Source organism: Echinicola soli (genome assembly GCF_006575665.1).
In the GTDB taxonomy this organism is placed as follows: domain Bacteria; phylum Bacteroidota; class Bacteroidia; order Cytophagales; family Cyclobacteriaceae; genus Echinicola; species Echinicola soli.
Genome location: NZ_CP041253.1, coordinates 324,192 through 341,364 on the forward strand (window position 1 = coordinate 324,192; position 17,173 = coordinate 341,364).

Here is a 17,173-nt window from a genome sequence, read left to right on the forward strand (position 1 = left end):
ATTTTTTATTTACTGCGCCATCTGCATGGCATTTTTATTTCCTACATTCATTTCTCCTACAAAACCATCTTCATGATCTCCTCGGCTGACACTCAGGATAATTCCCAGCGAAACCCCTGTAAACAACAGGGACGTCCCCCCCATGCTGAGCAATGGCAATGGCTGACCGGTAATCGGTCCCAGTCCCACTGCCACGGCCATATTGACCATGGCCTGGATGACCAACGCAAAGCTTAACCCGGCCGAAAGCAGCCCTCCAAATGGCCGATTGGAAATCGCCACCACTCGCATTCCCCGATAGAGCAATGCCAGGTACAGGAACAGCACCACGCCTCCACCCACCATTCCATATTCCTCAATGATAATGGCATAGATAAAATCAGAGTACGGATGGGGAAGGGAATTTCGCTGTTCGCTATTGCCAGGGCCCTTACCTGCCACTCCTCCCGTAGCGATCGCCATATAAGATTGCTGTGCCTGATAAGGAATATCTTCATCTGACATAAAGTTTTCTATCCTGGAAAAGAAGGTTCCGCCCCTTTGCCCCAAGAATATCGCTGATGTAAGTGCCAAAAAGCCGATCAGGCAAACAGCGATCAAAAACTTCACAGGCACCCTTCCTATAAACATCAGTAACAAGCACGTACACAACAGCATGACCGCTGTGGACATATTGGCCAGGCCTATCAATAGACAGATCAACCCGATCCATATCATCACTGGAATAAAGGTCTTCTTAAAGTCCTGGATATTTTTCTGTCGCTTGCCCAGCATTCCTGCCACTGCTGCGATCAATGCCAACTTCGCCAAATCCGAGGGCTGAAAAGCCTGGTTGATGATAGGAATGGTCAACCACCTGTTTGCATCGTTTACATTTGAACCAAACAGATAGGTAAAGGCCAATAGTGGCACAGATACCCATAAAGCCATCAAGCTCAATTTCGAATAATATTTATAAGGCAAACGGTGCGCCGCCCACATCACCACCAAACTCAGCAACACCAACGAGGAGTGCTTGATTAGGTAGGCTTCTGTGTTTCCGCCCATCCTCCGATAAGCCAGGGATCCGGTGGCAGAATACACGACCAGGATACTGACGATCGATAGCACCAGCACAATCCCCCAAATGATGGGATCACCTTTAAGGTTTTTATCTATCCATGCTTTGACACCTGTCATATTGCCTTTAACTTCAAGTTATTTACTGCTTTCTTAAATTGATCTCCGCGGTCCTCATAGTTTTTGAACAAGTCAAAACTCGCACAGGCCGGAGATAATAGCACCACGTCTCCATTCGCTCCTCTTTCCAGTCCCCACTGTACTGCAGACGTAATATCCTGTGTTTCCAAAATCTCTGGAATCACTCCTTCAAAAGCCGCCTTCAGCTTATCATTATCTTTGCCCAGGCAGATCAAAACTTTTACATGATCTTTCACCACCGGCATTAATGTTTCATAATCATTGCCTTTATCTACACCTCCCGCTATCCAGATCAGCGGCTCCTTGAAGGTGGATAAGGCATATACCGTTGCATCCACATTGGTGCCTTTGCTGTCATTGATAAAGGTCACTCCTTCCAGTTCCCTCACTTTCTCCATACGGTGAGGGGCATTTTTAAAATCGGCCAACCCTGCTTTCAATGCTTCTTCGTTTACCCCTGCCAACAATGCAGCGGTAGCGGCACACATGACATTCAGCATATTATGGTTTCCCTTAAGGGCCATCTCGCTTTCCGGAATTGAAATCATACGATTTCTGAAATTGAGCTTCACCTCTGCGCCGTTGAACAGGCCACCATCTTTTCCAATGTTCTCCAAGGACACTTCATGTACCTTAGGCCGAATATTCATGCTGCTCATTCCCCGCCAGATATGCTGGTCCTCGCGGTAATAAATAAAATCATCCTCCTCTCCCATTTGTTTTAGCACAGCTAACTTGGCCTGGATGTAATTGTCCATTTTATAGTCATACCGATCCAAATGATCAGGGGTAATATTAGTCAGCACCGCGATTTTTGGCCGTAAGGTCATAAACCCATCGATCTGGAAACTGCTTACTTCCAGCACCCACCAGTCATGATCACCATGTACGAGTTGACTGGCCCAACTCTGACCTACATTCCCTCCTAGCCCTACATCCAAGCCACCATTCTTCATCAAATGGTAGGTCAGCATGGCGGTCGTGGTCTTTCCATTGGTGCCTGTAATAGCGATCACCTTACCTTGGGAAAAACCAAAAGCAAATTCCAATTCGTCAATGACAGGCGTTCCCTGCTCCATGGCTGCCTTTACCACTGGATGTGAATAAGGAATTCCTGGGCTTTTGATCAGCTCGGGAAAACCCACCAGTTTTTCCGATTCGTGGCCTCCTTCCTCATAATCGATCCCTGCTTCCTCCAGCTGGAGTTTCCTGCTGTCTTTTATACTGCCCCCGTCTGAGACAAAAACCTCATAGCCGTTCACCTTGGCCAGCAATGCTGCGCCAACCCCACTTTCTCCTGCTCCCAAAATGGCTATTCTCTTCATTTCTTATCGTAGTTTTAATGTTGCCAAAGTAATGATGGCCAGCAAAATCCCTACTATCCAAAAGCGGGTTACGATCTTGGATTCTGGAACTCCACCTTTTTGATAGTGGTGGTGCAAGGGGGACATACGAAAAATCCTCCTGCCTTCACCATATTTCCTTTTGGTGTATTTGAAATAGCTTACCTGCATGATCACAGACAGATTTTCTATCACAAAAATCCCACATAACACTGGGATCAACAGCTCCTTGCGCAAGGTCAGGCAAAGTACGGCGATCACCCCTCCGAGCATCAGGCTTCCCGTATCTCCCATAAATACTTGGGCCGGAAAGGAATTGTACCAAAGAAACCCTACACAAGCTCCCAGGAAAGCGGCACAGAAAATCACCAGCTCACCGGAATTGGGGATAAACATCACATTCAGGTACTGGGAGAAAATCGCATTGCCACTGATATAGGCAAAGATGGCAATGGCCAAACCTATGATCGCCGAAGTACCTGCTGCCAAGCCATCTATTCCATCAGTGATGTTCGCGCCATTGGAAACTGCGGTGATGATAAAAATCACCAGCAGGATATACAGATAAGGCGTCACATCATCTCCCAAGAAGCCCAAGAAGTTCTCATAGTTGAGCTCGTTGTTCTTCATAAAGGGAATAGTAGTCTTCATGGCTTTCACATCTTCAAAAGCTGGAGTTTCCACTACGCCTTCTTCGATGGACACGGGGTTTTGGAATTCCCGAACGACCACATCTTCATGAAAATACAAGGTAGCACCTACGATGATGCCAATGCCGATCTGTCCGATGATCTTGAACTTACCGGCAAGCCCCTCTTTGTTTTTTCTAAATACCTTGATAAAATCATCCAGGAAACCTATCCCTCCTAACCAAATCACCGTCACAAGTAACAGGATGATGTACACATTATATACATCGGCAAAAAGCAAAGTGGGCAGGATAATCGCCGCGATCATCATCAAACCGCCCATGGTAGGGGTTCCTTTTTTTTCGGTTTGCCCTTCCAGACCAAGGTCACGGACGGTTTCCCCGATCTGCTTCCTCCTGATCCAATTGATCATGCTTTTACCAAATGTGATCGTAATGATCAGTGAAAACATTGCCGCCATCCCAGCACGAAAGGAAATGTACCTAAACACCCCCGTCCCAGGAAAGTCGTATGCACTGTCGATATAATCAAAAAGATGGTAAAGCATTCTTTATTTCGTATGTATCAATTCCATTAATTCCTTTACAATTTTCAGATCATCAAATGGATACTTTACCCCTTTGATTTCCTGATAGGTTTCGTGACCCTTTCCGGCCACTAAAATGATGTCCCCCTTTTGGGCCATGACACAGGCTGTCTTGATTGCTTCCTTCCGGTCAGCAATCACCACGGTCTTTTTGTATGCCACAGGATTGACCCCCTCTTCCATTTCATGGATGATCGCCATGGGATCCTCATCGCGCGGATTGTCGGAAGTCAGCACCACCTTATCGCTCATTTCTGTAGCGATTTTGGCCATTACCGGACGTTTTGTCTTGTCGCGGTTTCCTCCGCATCCGACCACTGTAATCACCTTTTCGACACCTGTACGAACGCCCTGGATGGTTTTAAGCACATTCTCCAAAGCATCCGGTGTATGGGCGTAGTCCACAATCGCCGTGATGCCTTCGACATTCAGCTGATCGAACCTCCCTTGTGCCCCCTTGATGCTGGACAACTGCCTCAATACCTCCTCTTCCTCTTCGCCCAGCAAAATGGCCACTCCCATCACACTGGTAATGTTATAGGCATTAAACTCCCCAATCATCCTAAACCAAGCCTGACGGCCATTTAGGTCCAGTTCCAGCCCTTGCAGCGTATTGCTGAGCACTTTGGCCTTAAAATCAGTAGGGTATTTTAAGCCAAACGTGTGTTTGTTTGCCTTGGTGTTCTGCATCATCACCATCCCTCGTTTATCATCTGCATTGACCAGCGCAAAAGCACCTTTTGGAAGCTCATCAAACAGCTTCTTCTTGGCTTTGATGTATTCGTCAAACGTCCCATGATAATCCAAATGGTCATGGGAAATATTCGTAAAGACTGCTCCTGCAAGCTTCAAACCTGCCATCCGCTCCTGCACGATGGCATGGGAACTTGCTTCCATAAAACAATGGGTACATCCTTCCCTTACCATTTGTGCCATGAGCTTATTGATCGCTACACTATCAGGGGTGGTGTGGGTGGCCGGGATCACCTCGCCATTGATTTTATTCTCGACGGTACTCAACATGCCCACCATGTATCCCAGCTCCATAAAGAGCTTGTGCAATAGCGTCACACAAGTGGTCTTTCCATTGGTGCCCGTTACGGCCACTACTTTTAGCTTCTCCGTGGGATGGTCATAGAAATTAGACGCCATGATGCCCATGGATTTTGCCGAATCGACCACTTGGACATAGGTAATGTCCGAAACCAATTCCGAGGGCAAGTCTTCGCAGACAATGGCTATAGCGCCACTGCTAATGGCTCTGGCAATAAATCCATGCCCATCCACTTGTGTTCCTTTGGCGGCCACAAAAACATCTCCTTCACTTACCTTCCGGCTATCGAAGACAATATCCTTCACCACTACTTCCATATCTCCGGTAGTAGAGGTCAGTGATACTTTGTACAATATGTCCTTTAATGTCTTCATTAACCTAAAACGATTCGTATTGAGCCTCCTTTGGGCACATTGGATCCGGCATGGATGGATTGGCTTTTCACCCTTCCACTGCCAGAATAATTGACTTTTAATCCTTTGTTTTCCAACACATATAATGCATCACGTAATGTCATCCCCGAAACATCCGGCACCACGGGCGCTTCCACTTTATTGGATTTCCAAGAGATGGAATGGTTGACCAGGGATGACTGCACCCACTGTTCATCACCATTATAATGGTTTGAAAGGCCAAATCGGTTACAAATCATCTGCAACTCATCCACTTTTCCTGCCTGGATATAAGGAAATACGTCGTCTCCTTTCCGTGTTTTGGGAGAAGCAATTTCTTTATCCTTATTTAACTCCAGGTCCTGCGCATAAATCTTATCTGCGATTTCCTTAAAAACCGGTGCCGACACATCACCTCCATACGCATTAAACCCCTTAGGGCTGTCGATGACGATGATCATGCTATACTTTGGCTTATCGGCAGGGAAATATCCCGCAAAAGAAGTATAGTATTTCCGGGTATACCGTCCATTTACCAGTTTTTGGGCAGTACCGGTCTTACCGGCAATCTTATAATCACTGTCGTTGATATTTCGGGCTGTTCCGCGGACCACGACACCTTCCAGCAATTCCTGTAATTGCCCGATGGTCCTTTCTGAAGCAATACTCTTACGGATCACTTCAGTATCATATTCTTCTTCCACACTGTTTCCTCGCTGGATACGTTCCACGATCATTGGCTTGACCGCTCTTCCACCATTCGCCACGGCATTGTATAGGGTCAGTGTATGAAGCGGGGTGAGCTTTAGCTCATAGCCAATGGACATCCATGGCAAAGTCGTCCCGTACCAATTTTTCTTGTTTTTGGGATCTTTAAAATAGGGCACACCTTCACCCTTTAGCTGAAACCCCAAAGGCTTATCCAGCCCCACCTGCTCCACATAGCCTAAAAACTTGGCCGGATCCACACCAAACTGCTCATCCACCAATCGTGAAATCCCCACATTGGAGGACTTTTCAAACGCCTGTCTGACCGTTAGTTTTCCGTACCCTCCATACTTAGCATCCCGCATGGTCTGGTTATAAAACTTATAATTCCCATCGCCAGTATTCACTGTATCGGTCAGGTTTACCTTTCCTTCTTCGAGTAAAGCCAATATGGACAACAACTTAAACGTCGATCCAGGCTCGGTAAGTCCTTGCTCCCCGATGGCATAGTTATAATATTCTCCGTAACCGTAGCCACTGTCCTTCTTCTCCAGGTTTGCAATGGCTTTGATATGCCCTGTTTTCACTTCCATGACCACCACACAGCCATATTGGGCATCTTTGTTCAATAGCTGTCTCAACAGCGCAGACTCTGCCACATCCTGGATATTGATATCAATGGTCGTGACCACATCATAACCATCTTCAGGTCTGATATCTTCCGCATCATGCACCGGCTTCCAGGTGCCTCCTGCAATTTTTTGGAAGAGGGCTTCTCCATTTTTCCCTTCCAGATAGCCATTAAAGCTGTATTCCAGCCCAGCACCATAATGGTCTTCATTTAAAAAGCCAATTGTCCTTCCCGCCAGATTTTTGAAAGGGTTATAGCGCTTTTCTACTTTTTCGAAAATCACGCCTCCCCCCATTCTTCCATTGCGGAAAATGGGCCACGTTGACATCACCTGTTTTTCTTGGTAACCTATCTGTCTCCTGTTCAAGACAATGTACCTTCTGCCCTCCAAGCGTGCATCATTGATCATCCGCTTATACGCATTGGCGGATTTATCCTTGTAAAATGCGGACAACTTTCTGGATAAGGAATCGATCCCTGCCCGATAGTTGTCTTCATCGGATATACCAGGATCCAGTGCCACCCGATAGAAGGGCAGACTGGTAGCCAATAAGCTTCCGTCGTCACTATAGATATTCCCGCGTGTAGCACTGACCTTTCGGTACTGAAGGTTGATATCATCGGCTTTCTGCCGCCATTTATCACCATCCACAAACTGAACATGGGCTATCCTGTAAAGAATAGCCCCTGCAAAAAGCACTACCGCCAAAAAGGCTAGTCTTACCCTCAGTAATATGGATTTCTTAATGTTCATTTATCCCTGATAATCTTTTTTGGAGGTTCTTCGATTTCGTAAATGTTTAAAACCTTGATCTTTCTGGCCACCTCTGATTGTTTGCTGCTGAACATATATTCTGCTTCCAGTGTGGTGACATCAGCCCTCAGGTCTTCCACTTCCTGCTGAAGATCCTCTATTTCCCGTATGGTACTCTCTGCTTTATGATTGCTCCAGATATAAATCAGTGCAATAAAGGCAGCGTACAGAAAAGGGGGGACCAGCTTCACCGGAATTCCTTCTCCCAGGATATTGCTCATCTTCAGCTTCTCCTCGATCAGTGCAAAGACATTCCTGCTATTGGCAGGTTTCCCGGACACCCGGGTTTCATTGCCTCCCTTTTTCTTTATTCTCTTTTTAAAAGTATTCCCTTCCATGTCTATACTTTTTTTGCAATTCTCAATTTGGCACTTCTCGCACGGTTGTTCTTGGTGACCTCCTCAGGACGAGCCTGAATGGCCTTTCTGCTTACCGGCTCCAGTGGACGAATCAGGTTTCCATAAAAATCCTTTTCTACCTCTCCCTGAAATTTCCCTTTGCTGACAAAATTCTTTACCATTCTATCCTCAAGGGAATGGTAGCTCATCACCACCAATCGTCCCTCAGGCTTTAGCACCTCTACTGTTTGCCCCAACACATCTTCCAGCGCCCCCATCTCATCATTCACCTCGATCCGCAAAGCCTGAAAGACCTGGGCAAAATATTTGAATTCCCTTCCCCTTGGTGCCAGCTTCTGCAGCAGTTGCTTGAACTGCTCTGTGGTTTCAAAAGGCTTATTTGCCCGCTCTGCCACCACCGCCTGTGCCAGGGATTTGGCATTTCTCACTTCCCCATACATCCCAAAAAGCCTATGGAGAGCTGCTTCCTCATAAGTATTGAGCACATCGCGGGCAGACACACTGCCCAACTGGTTCATTCGCATATCCAAACTCCCTTCAAAACGGGTACTGAACCCTCTGGAAGGCTCATCGATCTGGTGGGAGGAAATCCCAAGATCGGCCAAAATCCCGTCCACTTTACTCACTCCGTACAGCCGGAGGTACCTTGCCAAATCCCTAAAGTTGGCCTGGACAAATGTAAACCGGTCGTCATCAGGAGCGTTTGCGACAGCATCCTCATCCTGGTCAAAACCATACAGCCTACCTTCTGGCCCTAAGTGTTTAAGAATTTCTTTGGAATGGCCTCCTCCACCGAAGGTTAGGTCCACATAGACCCCATCTGGGCGAATGGCCAAGCCCTCCACACACTCGTGGAGCATTACTGGAATATGATACGCTGTTGCACTCATTTATTTAGTATCTGACAAATACTCTCTTGCCTGATCGGCAAACACTTCAGGATCGTTTATCAAGAAATTATCATATCGCTCAGGATCCCAGATCTCAATGGTCTTCCCCATGCCCACCACTATTACTTCCTTGCTTATACCAGCAAACCCCAGCAATGGCTTGGGGATCAAAAACCTACCCGCAGTGTCCAGCTCAATTTCTGTGTTTCCACGGTAAAAGCTCCGCTTGAAATTCCTCTGCTTGGGGTCAAAGTCATCCAGTGCAGACACTTTATTGTCCAATTTACGGTACTCATTCAAGGGATAGAGCACCAAACACGGGTCAAACCCCCTGCGCATAACAAGCTCATTACCAAAAGTATCCGGCAATGCCGCCTTTAGTTTGGCAGGCAAAACCAGACGTCCTTTGGCGTCAAGCTTGCAATAATATTCGCTAGAGAAATTCCCCATGTTACTATCGATCGATCTTCTTCAAATACAAAAGTAATAAAAGCAATCACACAATCCACCACCTTTCCCCACTTTTTCCCACTTCTTTATAAATGTATCTAAAAGTTTAATTTTTACCAATAATTACACAAAAAAATATATAAGTTATCAACTGATTTCCACCATGTTACGGCATAAGGCAGTCATACTAAAAACCGATCAAAAAGGGCTTATTTTGTACATAGAGGTGGATTTATATAAAAACCAAGATTTCATAAAACCTACAAACCATGTGATCCTACGCCTTGTGGGGGGATTTCCCATAAAACTCCAAAATTCTCATTTATGGGCTCACTATTGATGAAAAGAGCACTATAAATACCTTAAAAAGTTTACAAAAAACGGAAAAGACCCTTCAATAATCCCCCATTATTCATACATAAAAAATGAATTGTGCTACACAAACTAAGGTCTTTACTTTTTACGCTCAATGGTATATTTTACCAAATTGGCCAAAGATTCTTTGTAGTCCGAACTTGGCTGCCCTTCTAAAATCGCCAAGGCCTCGTCAAAAAACCGGGTCATCACTTCCTGGGCATACTCCAGCCCTCCCGAAGCCTTTACAAACTCAATCACTTGATTGACAGCCTTTTTGTCCTCGTTCTTATTGCGTATCAGGTAAATGATGCGTTTCTTATCCGTCCAGCTTGCATGGTTTAAGGCATAGATCAGGGGAAGGGTCATCTTCTTCTCTTTAATGTCAATCCCCACTGGTTTGCCTACCTCATCTTCCCCATAGTCAAAAAGATCGTCCTTGATCTGAAATGCCATTCCCACTTTCTCCCCAAACTCCCGCATTCGCTCCACCGTCCCATGGTCTGCACCGGATGTCAGAGCGCCCACGGCACAACATGACGCAATCAAACTAGCGGTTTTTTGTCGGATAATGGTATAATATACTTCCTCTGTGATGTCCAGATTACGGGCTTTGGCGATCTGCAGCAGCTCCCCTTCACTCATCTCCCTCACGGCATTGGAAACTTCTTTCAGCAAGTCAAAATCGCCATTGTCGACACTGAGGAGCAAACCTCTCGACAATAAATAATCCCCCACCAGTACCGCAATCTTATTTTTCCATAGTGCATTAACCGAAAAAAATCCCCGACGGTAATTGGCATCATCCACCACATCATCATGCACCAGCGTCGCGGTATGCAACAATTCGATCAACGCCGCACCGCGGTAAGTGGATTCACTGATACCTCCCGCCACCCCTGCTGTGAGAAACACAAACATAGGCCGCATTTGTTTGCCTTTGCGCTTGACGATATAACTGGTGATGTGGTCCAAAAGCTTGACCTTGCTCTTCATAAAAGAACGAAACTTCTTTTCGAAGTCGATCATTTCCTCCGCAATGGGGGCTTGGATATGTTTAAGGTCTGGCTTCATCACTATTTTAGAGATGCAATAATACAATCAAATAAGCCATTGACAAAATGGATGTAGGGATTATCAGCTATTTTATTGGATCATTTGAACCGCAGAACCTTCCCCGGCTTGCCGGGAGGCGCAATGCTCATAGATAGGATTGGTATAACTGATCACTGTTGCTGATGCCTGCACTGAGCAAAAACTGAAGAGTGCAATTCGGAATCCCCATGCGGTGGATTTGTTCGCGGCGGATCCTTTTGGGGCAATCCTCCTCAGACGGGCTGATGCCCAAGAAATGTACCAAACCCTTTCAGAACGTAGTAGTCGTGACACAGGTCTATCTTCTTATTTCCCCACAAAGCAACGGCCACCTGACATCTACCATCAAAAAGTATAATAAAAATACATACTTCCTAAAAACTGACCTTCTGCCAGTGAGGTTTCTTGTGTCCGGTAAAAGAACCGGTAAGCAAATCCCACTTTTGGGTACGCTAGCACCAACTGCCCAAAAAATTCATTGACATTTCTTATTGGGTCCATCGTGGCCAAATCAAATGCAAAGGATTTTTTGGTCCCCTGTAAGGTTGCATTCCAATACACCCGCCTAAAACTTGCTCCACCTTGGAAATAAAGCTCCCTTTTACCCGCCTTTCCCACTCGGCTACCCGCTATAAAACTCTCCGGAGCACGATTAAACTTCCCTATTCTAAAGGAGGGAGTAATCCCCAAACTCCGGTCGTAATTCCCCAAGGCTATCCTTGGCTGGAGCCAAAAATCAACTTTTCCTTCCCGAAATACATTGACTGCGCCCTCCAGCTTGACATTCGCCAAGGCACCACTTTGGATCTGGTACTTCCAGCCTCTGGGCTGAGGAAATCCAAAAAGGGTATGGTACCACACTTGCACATCCTCTGCTTTGGAACCAGGCCCTATTTTCCCAAAAAGCAAATTGCCCGATAGCCATCCACGGTTGATAAAGCGCTGATAACCGACTTCCCCATAAAGCACCCCCGCATATGGGCGATCATATATTCTGATATCATTAGAGGTGTACCGCTCAGGGGTATAAATCTGCTGGGAAATGGTCACATTTAACCTGCCCTTTTTTGACAAGTAATGACTGTATCCAAAAAACACTCCATTGGTATAGTAACGGTCAAAATGGGAAAACGCCAGTGCGTCATTATCTACACGCAAGGAAAACTGGTGCTTTCTTATTGCTCCCGTATCTGTTTGCCCGAAGGAAAAAGAGGCAATCAAACTCAAAAAACATAAGAAAAAGAAGATTATTTTGAGCTTCTTCAATTTTTTAGTAATTATTAGGCGATCAGCTGTTAAATTATTAAAAAAACTTTATTTTGGTTACATTACCGTGTATTTGTTGATTATTGAGATAAAACTTCCTTAATAATTCACCTCACTACCAAAGCTTCATTTTTTCATTATCTTTGAAAAATCATCAACGAAAATCCCCTTGACTGACGATTATATCAAACAAAAATACGACCCGATTCTTCCTCGAAAAGATGAATGGCCAGTGGTGAAGTTAGCCAAAAGCCGCAAGGACTTTGTCCAAAACGTAGCTTCCTTCAGCAAAGATAAAATCATCAGCATGACCGGCAATAACCTTGATTTGCTCAAGGAAGAACTGGAAACGACACTTTACCGTGAAAAGCTGCGCGTCAAACAGAACCCTTGGCTCGTAGACCCAGACGATGAAGAGGAGTTTTGGTCTGGTGTAAAGTCCGCCTTGGTCCAGATATCCTTCGAAAGCCAAGCAACTGAAGAGGAAAGAAAAGTCGCTTACCATAAGATTCTGGAAAGCATCACTACACGATATTCGGAAGAAATCGCCAGTAACTTTAAGCACAGCCATTATAAGGCTACGCGCAAGATGGTAACCTTTGGCTTTTCCCGGTTGCTAAATGCGGGCCGGGTAAAAGGACTGGGATCGATCTTCAGTAAGCAATACACCCTTCAGGACAAAATCCAGATCATCGGCGAGACAGAACGGCTAAGGGACTTGGCATCAAAGGGCACCATCGTCATGGTACCCACCCACTTCAGCAACTTGGACAGTATTCTTATCGGCTGGACGATCAGCACTTTGGGCATGCCGCCATTCCTCTACGGTGCCGGACTAAACCTTTTCAATATCCAGATTTTTGCCTATTTCATGAATGCCCTTGGCGCATACAAAGTGGACCGGAGAAAGAAAAATCTGTTATACCTGGAAACCTTAAAGAGCTACTCCAGTGAAGCCATTCAATTTGGCTGTCACAGTTTGTTTTTTCCTGGCGGAACCCGCTCCAGAAGTGGCAAGATAGAAAACAAACTCAAGCTGGGCCTGCTCAGCACAGCCGTGGAAGCACAGCGTGCCAATTATGAAAAAGGCTTTAATGATATCAGCGGCAAAATATTCATCGTGCCAGTCACCATCAATTACCATTTTACCCTGGAAGCTCCCAGCCTGATCCGCGAACACCTGAGCCTTACCGGCCAAGAGCGATATTACAAGGAAACTGATGAATTTTCTAATTCTTATAAGATTTCAAAGTTTCTGATCAAATTCTTTACCAAAGGCTCTGATATCTCTGTTTCCATAGGACAGCCAATGGATATATTGGGCAATTACGTGGACTTGGAAGGTAACAGCACCGACCGCGATGGCAGAATGATCGATTGCCGTGACTATTTTATGTCCAACGGAAAGGTGAGCGTGGATCCTCAGCGGGAGGAAGTCTATACCCAGATCCTTGGTGACCGCATCGTCGAAGAATTCCATAAAATCAACCGGGTTTTCAGCAGTCACCTGGTCGCCTTTACGGCTTTTCAGATGATCAAGAAGCAAAACAGCAAAATGGATCTTTTCAGCTTGCTGCGACTTCCCGAAGAAGACTTGGTCATCGACTACAGTGATTTTCGTTCCACCTGCCAAACAGTGCTTAATCGCCTGATGGAAATCCGGGCCAAAGGTCTCGTGCATGTGGCGCCCCACTTGAAACAGGACATCGACAAAATCATCGCCCATGGACTGGCAAACGTCGGAATGTATCATTCCAAGCGGCCGCTGATCAAAACCAGTGATGATAAAATCACTACCCAGGACATGAGCCTTTTGTATTACTACCACAACAGACTGGATGGTTATGACCTTGAAAAACTCTTCAAATAATATTGAAAAACCTGTCGGTGTTATCGGTATTGGCAGCTTTGGTACCGCCATCGCCAATATCCTCGCCGAAAAAAACAACGTCATCGTCTACGCCAGAAAACAGGAAATCGTGGACGAGATCAATGAACAACACAGTGCAGAAGGCAGGGCGCTAAACCAAAGCATCTCGGCTACTACCGACCCTCAAACCCTTTGTGAGATGTGTGAGGTGATGTTTCCGGTGGTTTCCTCCTCTGGCTTTAGGGATGTCATGAAGAAATTCGCCCCCTTCCTTCACCCTTACCATATCCTGATCCACGGTACCAAGGGGCTGGTGCTCAACCTTCCTGAAGGCAGGAATCTGGACAACGTATCCAAAATCCACCGCGAAAACATCTGGACGATGAGCGAGGTGATCCAAAATGAAACCGTCGTAGTCCGCGTAGGCTGCTTGGCAGGCCCTAACCTGGCAAAGGAACTCGCCAAAGGCCAACCTGCCGCCACCGTGGTCGCCAGCCGCTTTAACGAAGTCATCCTCGAAGGCCAACGACTCCTTCGCTCCGACAGGTTCCAGGTATACGGCAATCAGGACATCATCGGCGTGGAACTAAGCGGCGTACTCAAAAACACCATTGCCATTGCCTCAGGAGCCTTGGCTGGACTGGGATTGGGAGAAAATGCCAAGGGACTGCTTATCTCACGGGGCATGGTAGAAATGATCCACCTGGGCAATGCACTTGGCGGCCAAACCCAGTCTTTTGTAGGATTGGCAGGCATCGGAGATTTGGTCACCACCTGTAGTTCCACCTTCTCCAGAAACTATACTGTCGGCTACCGACTCGCCAAGGGAGAGACATTAGATGCCATTAATGACAGCATGGATGAAGTGGCCGAAGGAATCAATACGGTACGGTTATTGAAAACCTTCCTGGAAGGGACCGGCATGCGAGCGCCCATTACCGAAAACCTGTACAAGGTCCTCTTCGAAGGATTTAAGGTAGAAGATGCGCTGTACTACTTAATGAAATATCCGTTCAATGTGGACATCGATTTCTTATGATCCTTGTCCCAACTTATTTTTGTACCAAATACATGAATGCAAAGACCCCTATGAAAGCGCCATCATTCACCTTCCTTTTTACCCTGTTGCTCACCACGCTGTCCTGTAGCTCAAACAAGTCTACCCTGCTTCTTATGGGTACTGCCCCGACGTTGGTAGCGGACGACTATGCCTTTACCGAAGGACCTGCCGTAGCGCCAAATGGTGACGTTTATTTCACCGATCAGCCCAACAACCGCATTTACCGTTGGTCTGCGGAGACAGAGAAGGTCGCGCTGTATATGGAAAATGCCGGACGATCCAATGGGCTTTATTTTGACCATAAAGGGAATTTGCTCGCTTGTGCAGATGAAAACTTCGAGCTTTGGCAAATTGACAACAATCAAGAGGTAAAAGTATTGGCAGATGGTTTTGGCCAGAAAAACTTCAATGGCCCCAACGACCTATGGGTCGACAAAAAAGGCGGCATCTACTTTACAGACCCATATTACCAGCGCGATTACTGGACACGACAAGCACCCGAAATGGACCAACAACGCGTTTATTATCGCTCTCCCAAAGGAGAAATCAAGGTGGCGGCAGACCACTTCATCAGGCCAAACGGTATCATTGGCACCAAAAAAGGAAAAACACTCTACATTGCGGATATTGGCGATAAAAAAACCTATCGGTACGAAGTCCAAAAAGACGGCCGTCTCAGTGAGCGCCAGCTATTCGTCAACATGGGATCGGACGGTATGACCATCGATGAAAATGGAAACCTCTACCTCACCGGCAATGGCGTGACGATCTTTAATCCTGAAGGCGAGCAAATCGGCCAGATTCCCATTCCCCAAAAATGGACTGCAAATGTCACCTTTGGCGGAAAAGACCGCAAGACCCTCTTCATCACGGCCGGGCCGGCCGTGTACACCCTGAAGCTGAATGTTTCCGGCGTAAAGTAAATATTTCCACCCCAACAACATCCTCATTATTGCGATGACCAGCGGGAAGTAGTAATCCCATATTTGGAAGATAAGATTGCTTCGCCCCACATCCCTTTCGCAATCACGACAGAAAACCGTCATCGCGAACACCGTGGTAGCGAAGTGAAGCGGTCTTTTGTTCATAAGCGAGATTGCTTCATTCCGCTATCGCTTCATTCACAATGATGCAAGGCACACACCAGTTGTTCCGACAGCTGTGCTGCAGAACTTCCAGCATTGAGTTTCCACCTCAATTATACATTTCCTGGGCCTTAAACATTTCATATTCACCATCCTTAAACGGATAATCCCAGCAACCCATGCGGTGAAAAAGCTGCCCCCCAAAGCCTTTCTTGTAAAGGTGGACCCCGTGCAGCGGATGGGAGCTGTCAAGGTTTGGCGCACAGCCAAACATGTCATACTCTATACAACCAAACTCCTTAGCACGCTTGATCGCCTCCCACTGAAGTGCATAGCTGGCCATCGCCTGGCGCTTGTCAGATGCAGAGGCGCCAAAAAGATAAGTAGCCCGCTTGTGGCTAAGCACCAGCAGCATCGAGGCCAACTCCTGTCCTTCATGCGATGCCATCAACAGACAGACCCTGACCTGCTCATCCTGATGCGCAAACAGTTCCAAGAAGTAATCCTTTGATTGGTAGACAATTTGCTTCCGCAGTGCCGTCTCTTCATAAAGTGCATACCAGTCATCCAACTTCTCCACTCCATATTCACGTACTTCCACTCCTCTTTTGCTTGCCTGACGAATATTGTAGCGCGTATTGTAGCGCATCTCGTACAGCAATTCTTCCGGCCCACGTTCTAAATCCAGGAAAAATGTGTTTTTCGGCAGGGCATCGCCTGGACTCTTGCGGAGGTTCCAGTGGTCAGTATTAAAATTCACGCGAAATTCTTGTGTCTGAGCAGAAGGCGGCCCCTGCCAATTGCCATGGGTATCATAAAACTCCTCCTCGCCGGCCCATTGGTTTTCCCATAGGAGATCGTAGCGAATAAAAACACAGTTATCCGGCAAATGCGCTCTCAAAGACTCCGACAGCTTCTCTAGAAAAAGCCCCTGATGCTCAAACTGGGGCTCCAGTTTGGGGCCATAAGGCACATAGGCAAAACAATGTCCCTCCCCGATATACTTGATCAGGATCAGCAAATCCTCCTCAAGCTGCTGTAGGGACTGGGCATAGGGATCCAGCAGCTCCTTGGACACCGTCAGCCGAAAGCCATTCGGTTCGAAGCCCTGCTTATTTTTGACCTTTGCCCAGAAAGGTGTCTGTGGCAAAATATTGGTCGTATTGATCTGGTCAACTGATTTTCGCTCCGCAGTACAGGTCATCACTTTTCAATTTTTCCATCAGCAAGGAACGCCATCGCCTCCACTCGCCATCAAACAAGCCGCAAAGCTAAAAAATCATCCAAACACCAAAAAATATTTTGTTTGCTTTTCTATAAATCAAGCTGTTCCGAATAAAAACTCAACCTCCCAAAATACAAAAAG

At 46.4% G+C, this 17,173-nt stretch carries 15 protein-coding genes; 3 read left to right on the forward strand and 12 right to left on the reverse strand.

Annotated elements, in window-relative coordinates; translation table 11 throughout:
- Positions 1 to 9: 9 nt before the first annotated feature.
- The 11 genes from FKX85_RS01520 to FKX85_RS01570 form a co-directional block, all read right to left on the reverse strand.
- A complete protein-coding gene (locus FKX85_RS01520) occupies positions 10 to 1,179 on the reverse strand; it encodes an FtsW/RodA/SpoVE family cell cycle protein (protein WP_141613057.1) in 1,170 nt (389 codons plus the stop codon).
- A complete protein-coding gene (murD, locus tag FKX85_RS01525) occupies positions 1,176 to 2,525 on the reverse strand; it encodes a UDP-N-acetylmuramoyl-L-alanine--D-glutamate ligase (protein ID WP_141613058.1) in 1,350 nt (449 codons plus the stop codon). The genes FKX85_RS01520 and murD overlap by 4 nt, the downstream gene beginning before the upstream one ends.
- Before the next feature lie 3 nt (positions 2,526 to 2,528).
- Positions 2,529 to 3,740: a phospho-N-acetylmuramoyl-pentapeptide-transferase gene (mraY, locus tag FKX85_RS01530; RefSeq protein WP_141613059.1), complete on the reverse strand. Its 1,212-nt coding sequence runs from the start codon at positions 3,738 to 3,740 to the stop codon at positions 2,529 to 2,531.
- Positions 3,741 to 3,743: 3 nt separating this feature from the next.
- The gene (locus FKX85_RS01535; protein WP_141613060.1) at positions 3,744 to 5,207 is read right to left on the reverse strand and encodes a UDP-N-acetylmuramoyl-L-alanyl-D-glutamate--2,6-diaminopimelate ligase; all 1,464 of its coding nucleotides are present in this window, start codon (positions 5,205 to 5,207) and stop codon (positions 3,744 to 3,746) included.
- Positions 5,207 to 7,318, reverse strand: coding sequence for a penicillin-binding protein (locus FKX85_RS01540; protein WP_141613061.1), 2,112 nt, complete (start codon positions 7,316 to 7,318; stop codon positions 5,207 to 5,209). Before FKX85_RS01540 ends, FKX85_RS01535 begins: the two co-directional genes overlap by 1 nt.
- A complete protein-coding gene (locus FKX85_RS01545) occupies positions 7,315 to 7,716 on the reverse strand; it encodes an FtsL-like putative cell division protein (protein WP_141613062.1) in 402 nt (133 codons plus the stop codon). The genes FKX85_RS01540 and FKX85_RS01545 overlap by 4 nt, the downstream gene beginning before the upstream one ends.
- Before the next feature lie 2 nt (positions 7,717 to 7,718).
- Positions 7,719 to 8,627: a 16S rRNA (cytosine(1402)-N(4))-methyltransferase RsmH gene (rsmH, locus tag FKX85_RS01550; protein ID WP_141613063.1), complete on the reverse strand. Its 909-nt coding sequence runs from the start codon at positions 8,625 to 8,627 to the stop codon at positions 7,719 to 7,721.
- Positions 8,628 to 9,077 (reverse strand): division/cell wall cluster transcriptional repressor MraZ, encoded by a 450-nt coding sequence (gene mraZ / locus FKX85_RS01555; RefSeq protein ID WP_141613064.1) that lies wholly within the window; start codon positions 9,075 to 9,077, stop codon positions 8,628 to 8,630.
- Between the two features lie 453 nt (positions 9,078 to 9,530).
- Positions 9,531 to 10,505 (reverse strand): polyprenyl synthetase family protein, encoded by a 975-nt coding sequence (locus FKX85_RS01560; protein ID WP_141613065.1) that lies wholly within the window; start codon positions 10,503 to 10,505, stop codon positions 9,531 to 9,533.
- Between the two features lie 72 nt (positions 10,506 to 10,577).
- Positions 10,578 to 10,820 carry a hypothetical protein gene (locus FKX85_RS01565; RefSeq protein WP_141613066.1) on the reverse strand — a complete coding sequence of 81 codons (243 nt, stop codon included), beginning with the start codon at positions 10,818 to 10,820 and terminating at the stop codon, positions 10,578 to 10,580.
- 51 nt (positions 10,821 to 10,871) lie between these two features.
- The gene (locus FKX85_RS01570) at positions 10,872 to 11,792 is read right to left on the reverse strand and encodes a lipid A deacylase LpxR family protein (protein WP_141613067.1); all 921 of its coding nucleotides are present in this window, start codon (positions 11,790 to 11,792) and stop codon (positions 10,872 to 10,874) included.
- Between the two features lie 169 nt (positions 11,793 to 11,961).
- On the opposite strand from FKX85_RS01570, the gene FKX85_RS01575 reads away from it, so the two are divergent.
- Genes FKX85_RS01575 through FKX85_RS01585 form a run of 3 tightly spaced genes read left to right on the forward strand, consistent with a single transcriptional unit; the run spans position 11,962 to position 15,645 of the window.
- Positions 11,962 to 13,662 (forward strand): 1-acyl-sn-glycerol-3-phosphate acyltransferase, encoded by a 1,701-nt coding sequence (locus FKX85_RS01575; protein WP_141613068.1) that lies wholly within the window; start codon positions 11,962 to 11,964, stop codon positions 13,660 to 13,662.
- Positions 13,637 to 14,701 carry an NAD(P)H-dependent glycerol-3-phosphate dehydrogenase gene (locus FKX85_RS01580; RefSeq protein WP_141613069.1) on the forward strand — a complete coding sequence of 355 codons (1,065 nt, stop codon included), beginning with the start codon at positions 13,637 to 13,639 and terminating at the stop codon, positions 14,699 to 14,701. Before FKX85_RS01575 ends, FKX85_RS01580 begins: the two co-directional genes overlap by 26 nt.
- 32 nt (positions 14,702 to 14,733) lie before the next feature.
- The gene (locus tag FKX85_RS01585) at positions 14,734 to 15,645 is read left to right on the forward strand and encodes an SMP-30/gluconolactonase/LRE family protein (RefSeq protein WP_229239729.1); all 912 of its coding nucleotides are present in this window, start codon (positions 14,734 to 14,736) and stop codon (positions 15,643 to 15,645) included.
- 271 nt (positions 15,646 to 15,916) lie between these two features.
- Here the strand turns inward: FKX85_RS01585 and FKX85_RS01590 are convergent, their stop codons facing one another.
- Positions 15,917 to 17,011: a lipid II:glycine glycyltransferase FemX gene (locus FKX85_RS01590; protein WP_141613070.1), complete on the reverse strand. Its 1,095-nt coding sequence runs from the start codon at positions 17,009 to 17,011 to the stop codon at positions 15,917 to 15,919.
- Positions 17,012 to 17,173: the final 162 nt, after the last annotated feature.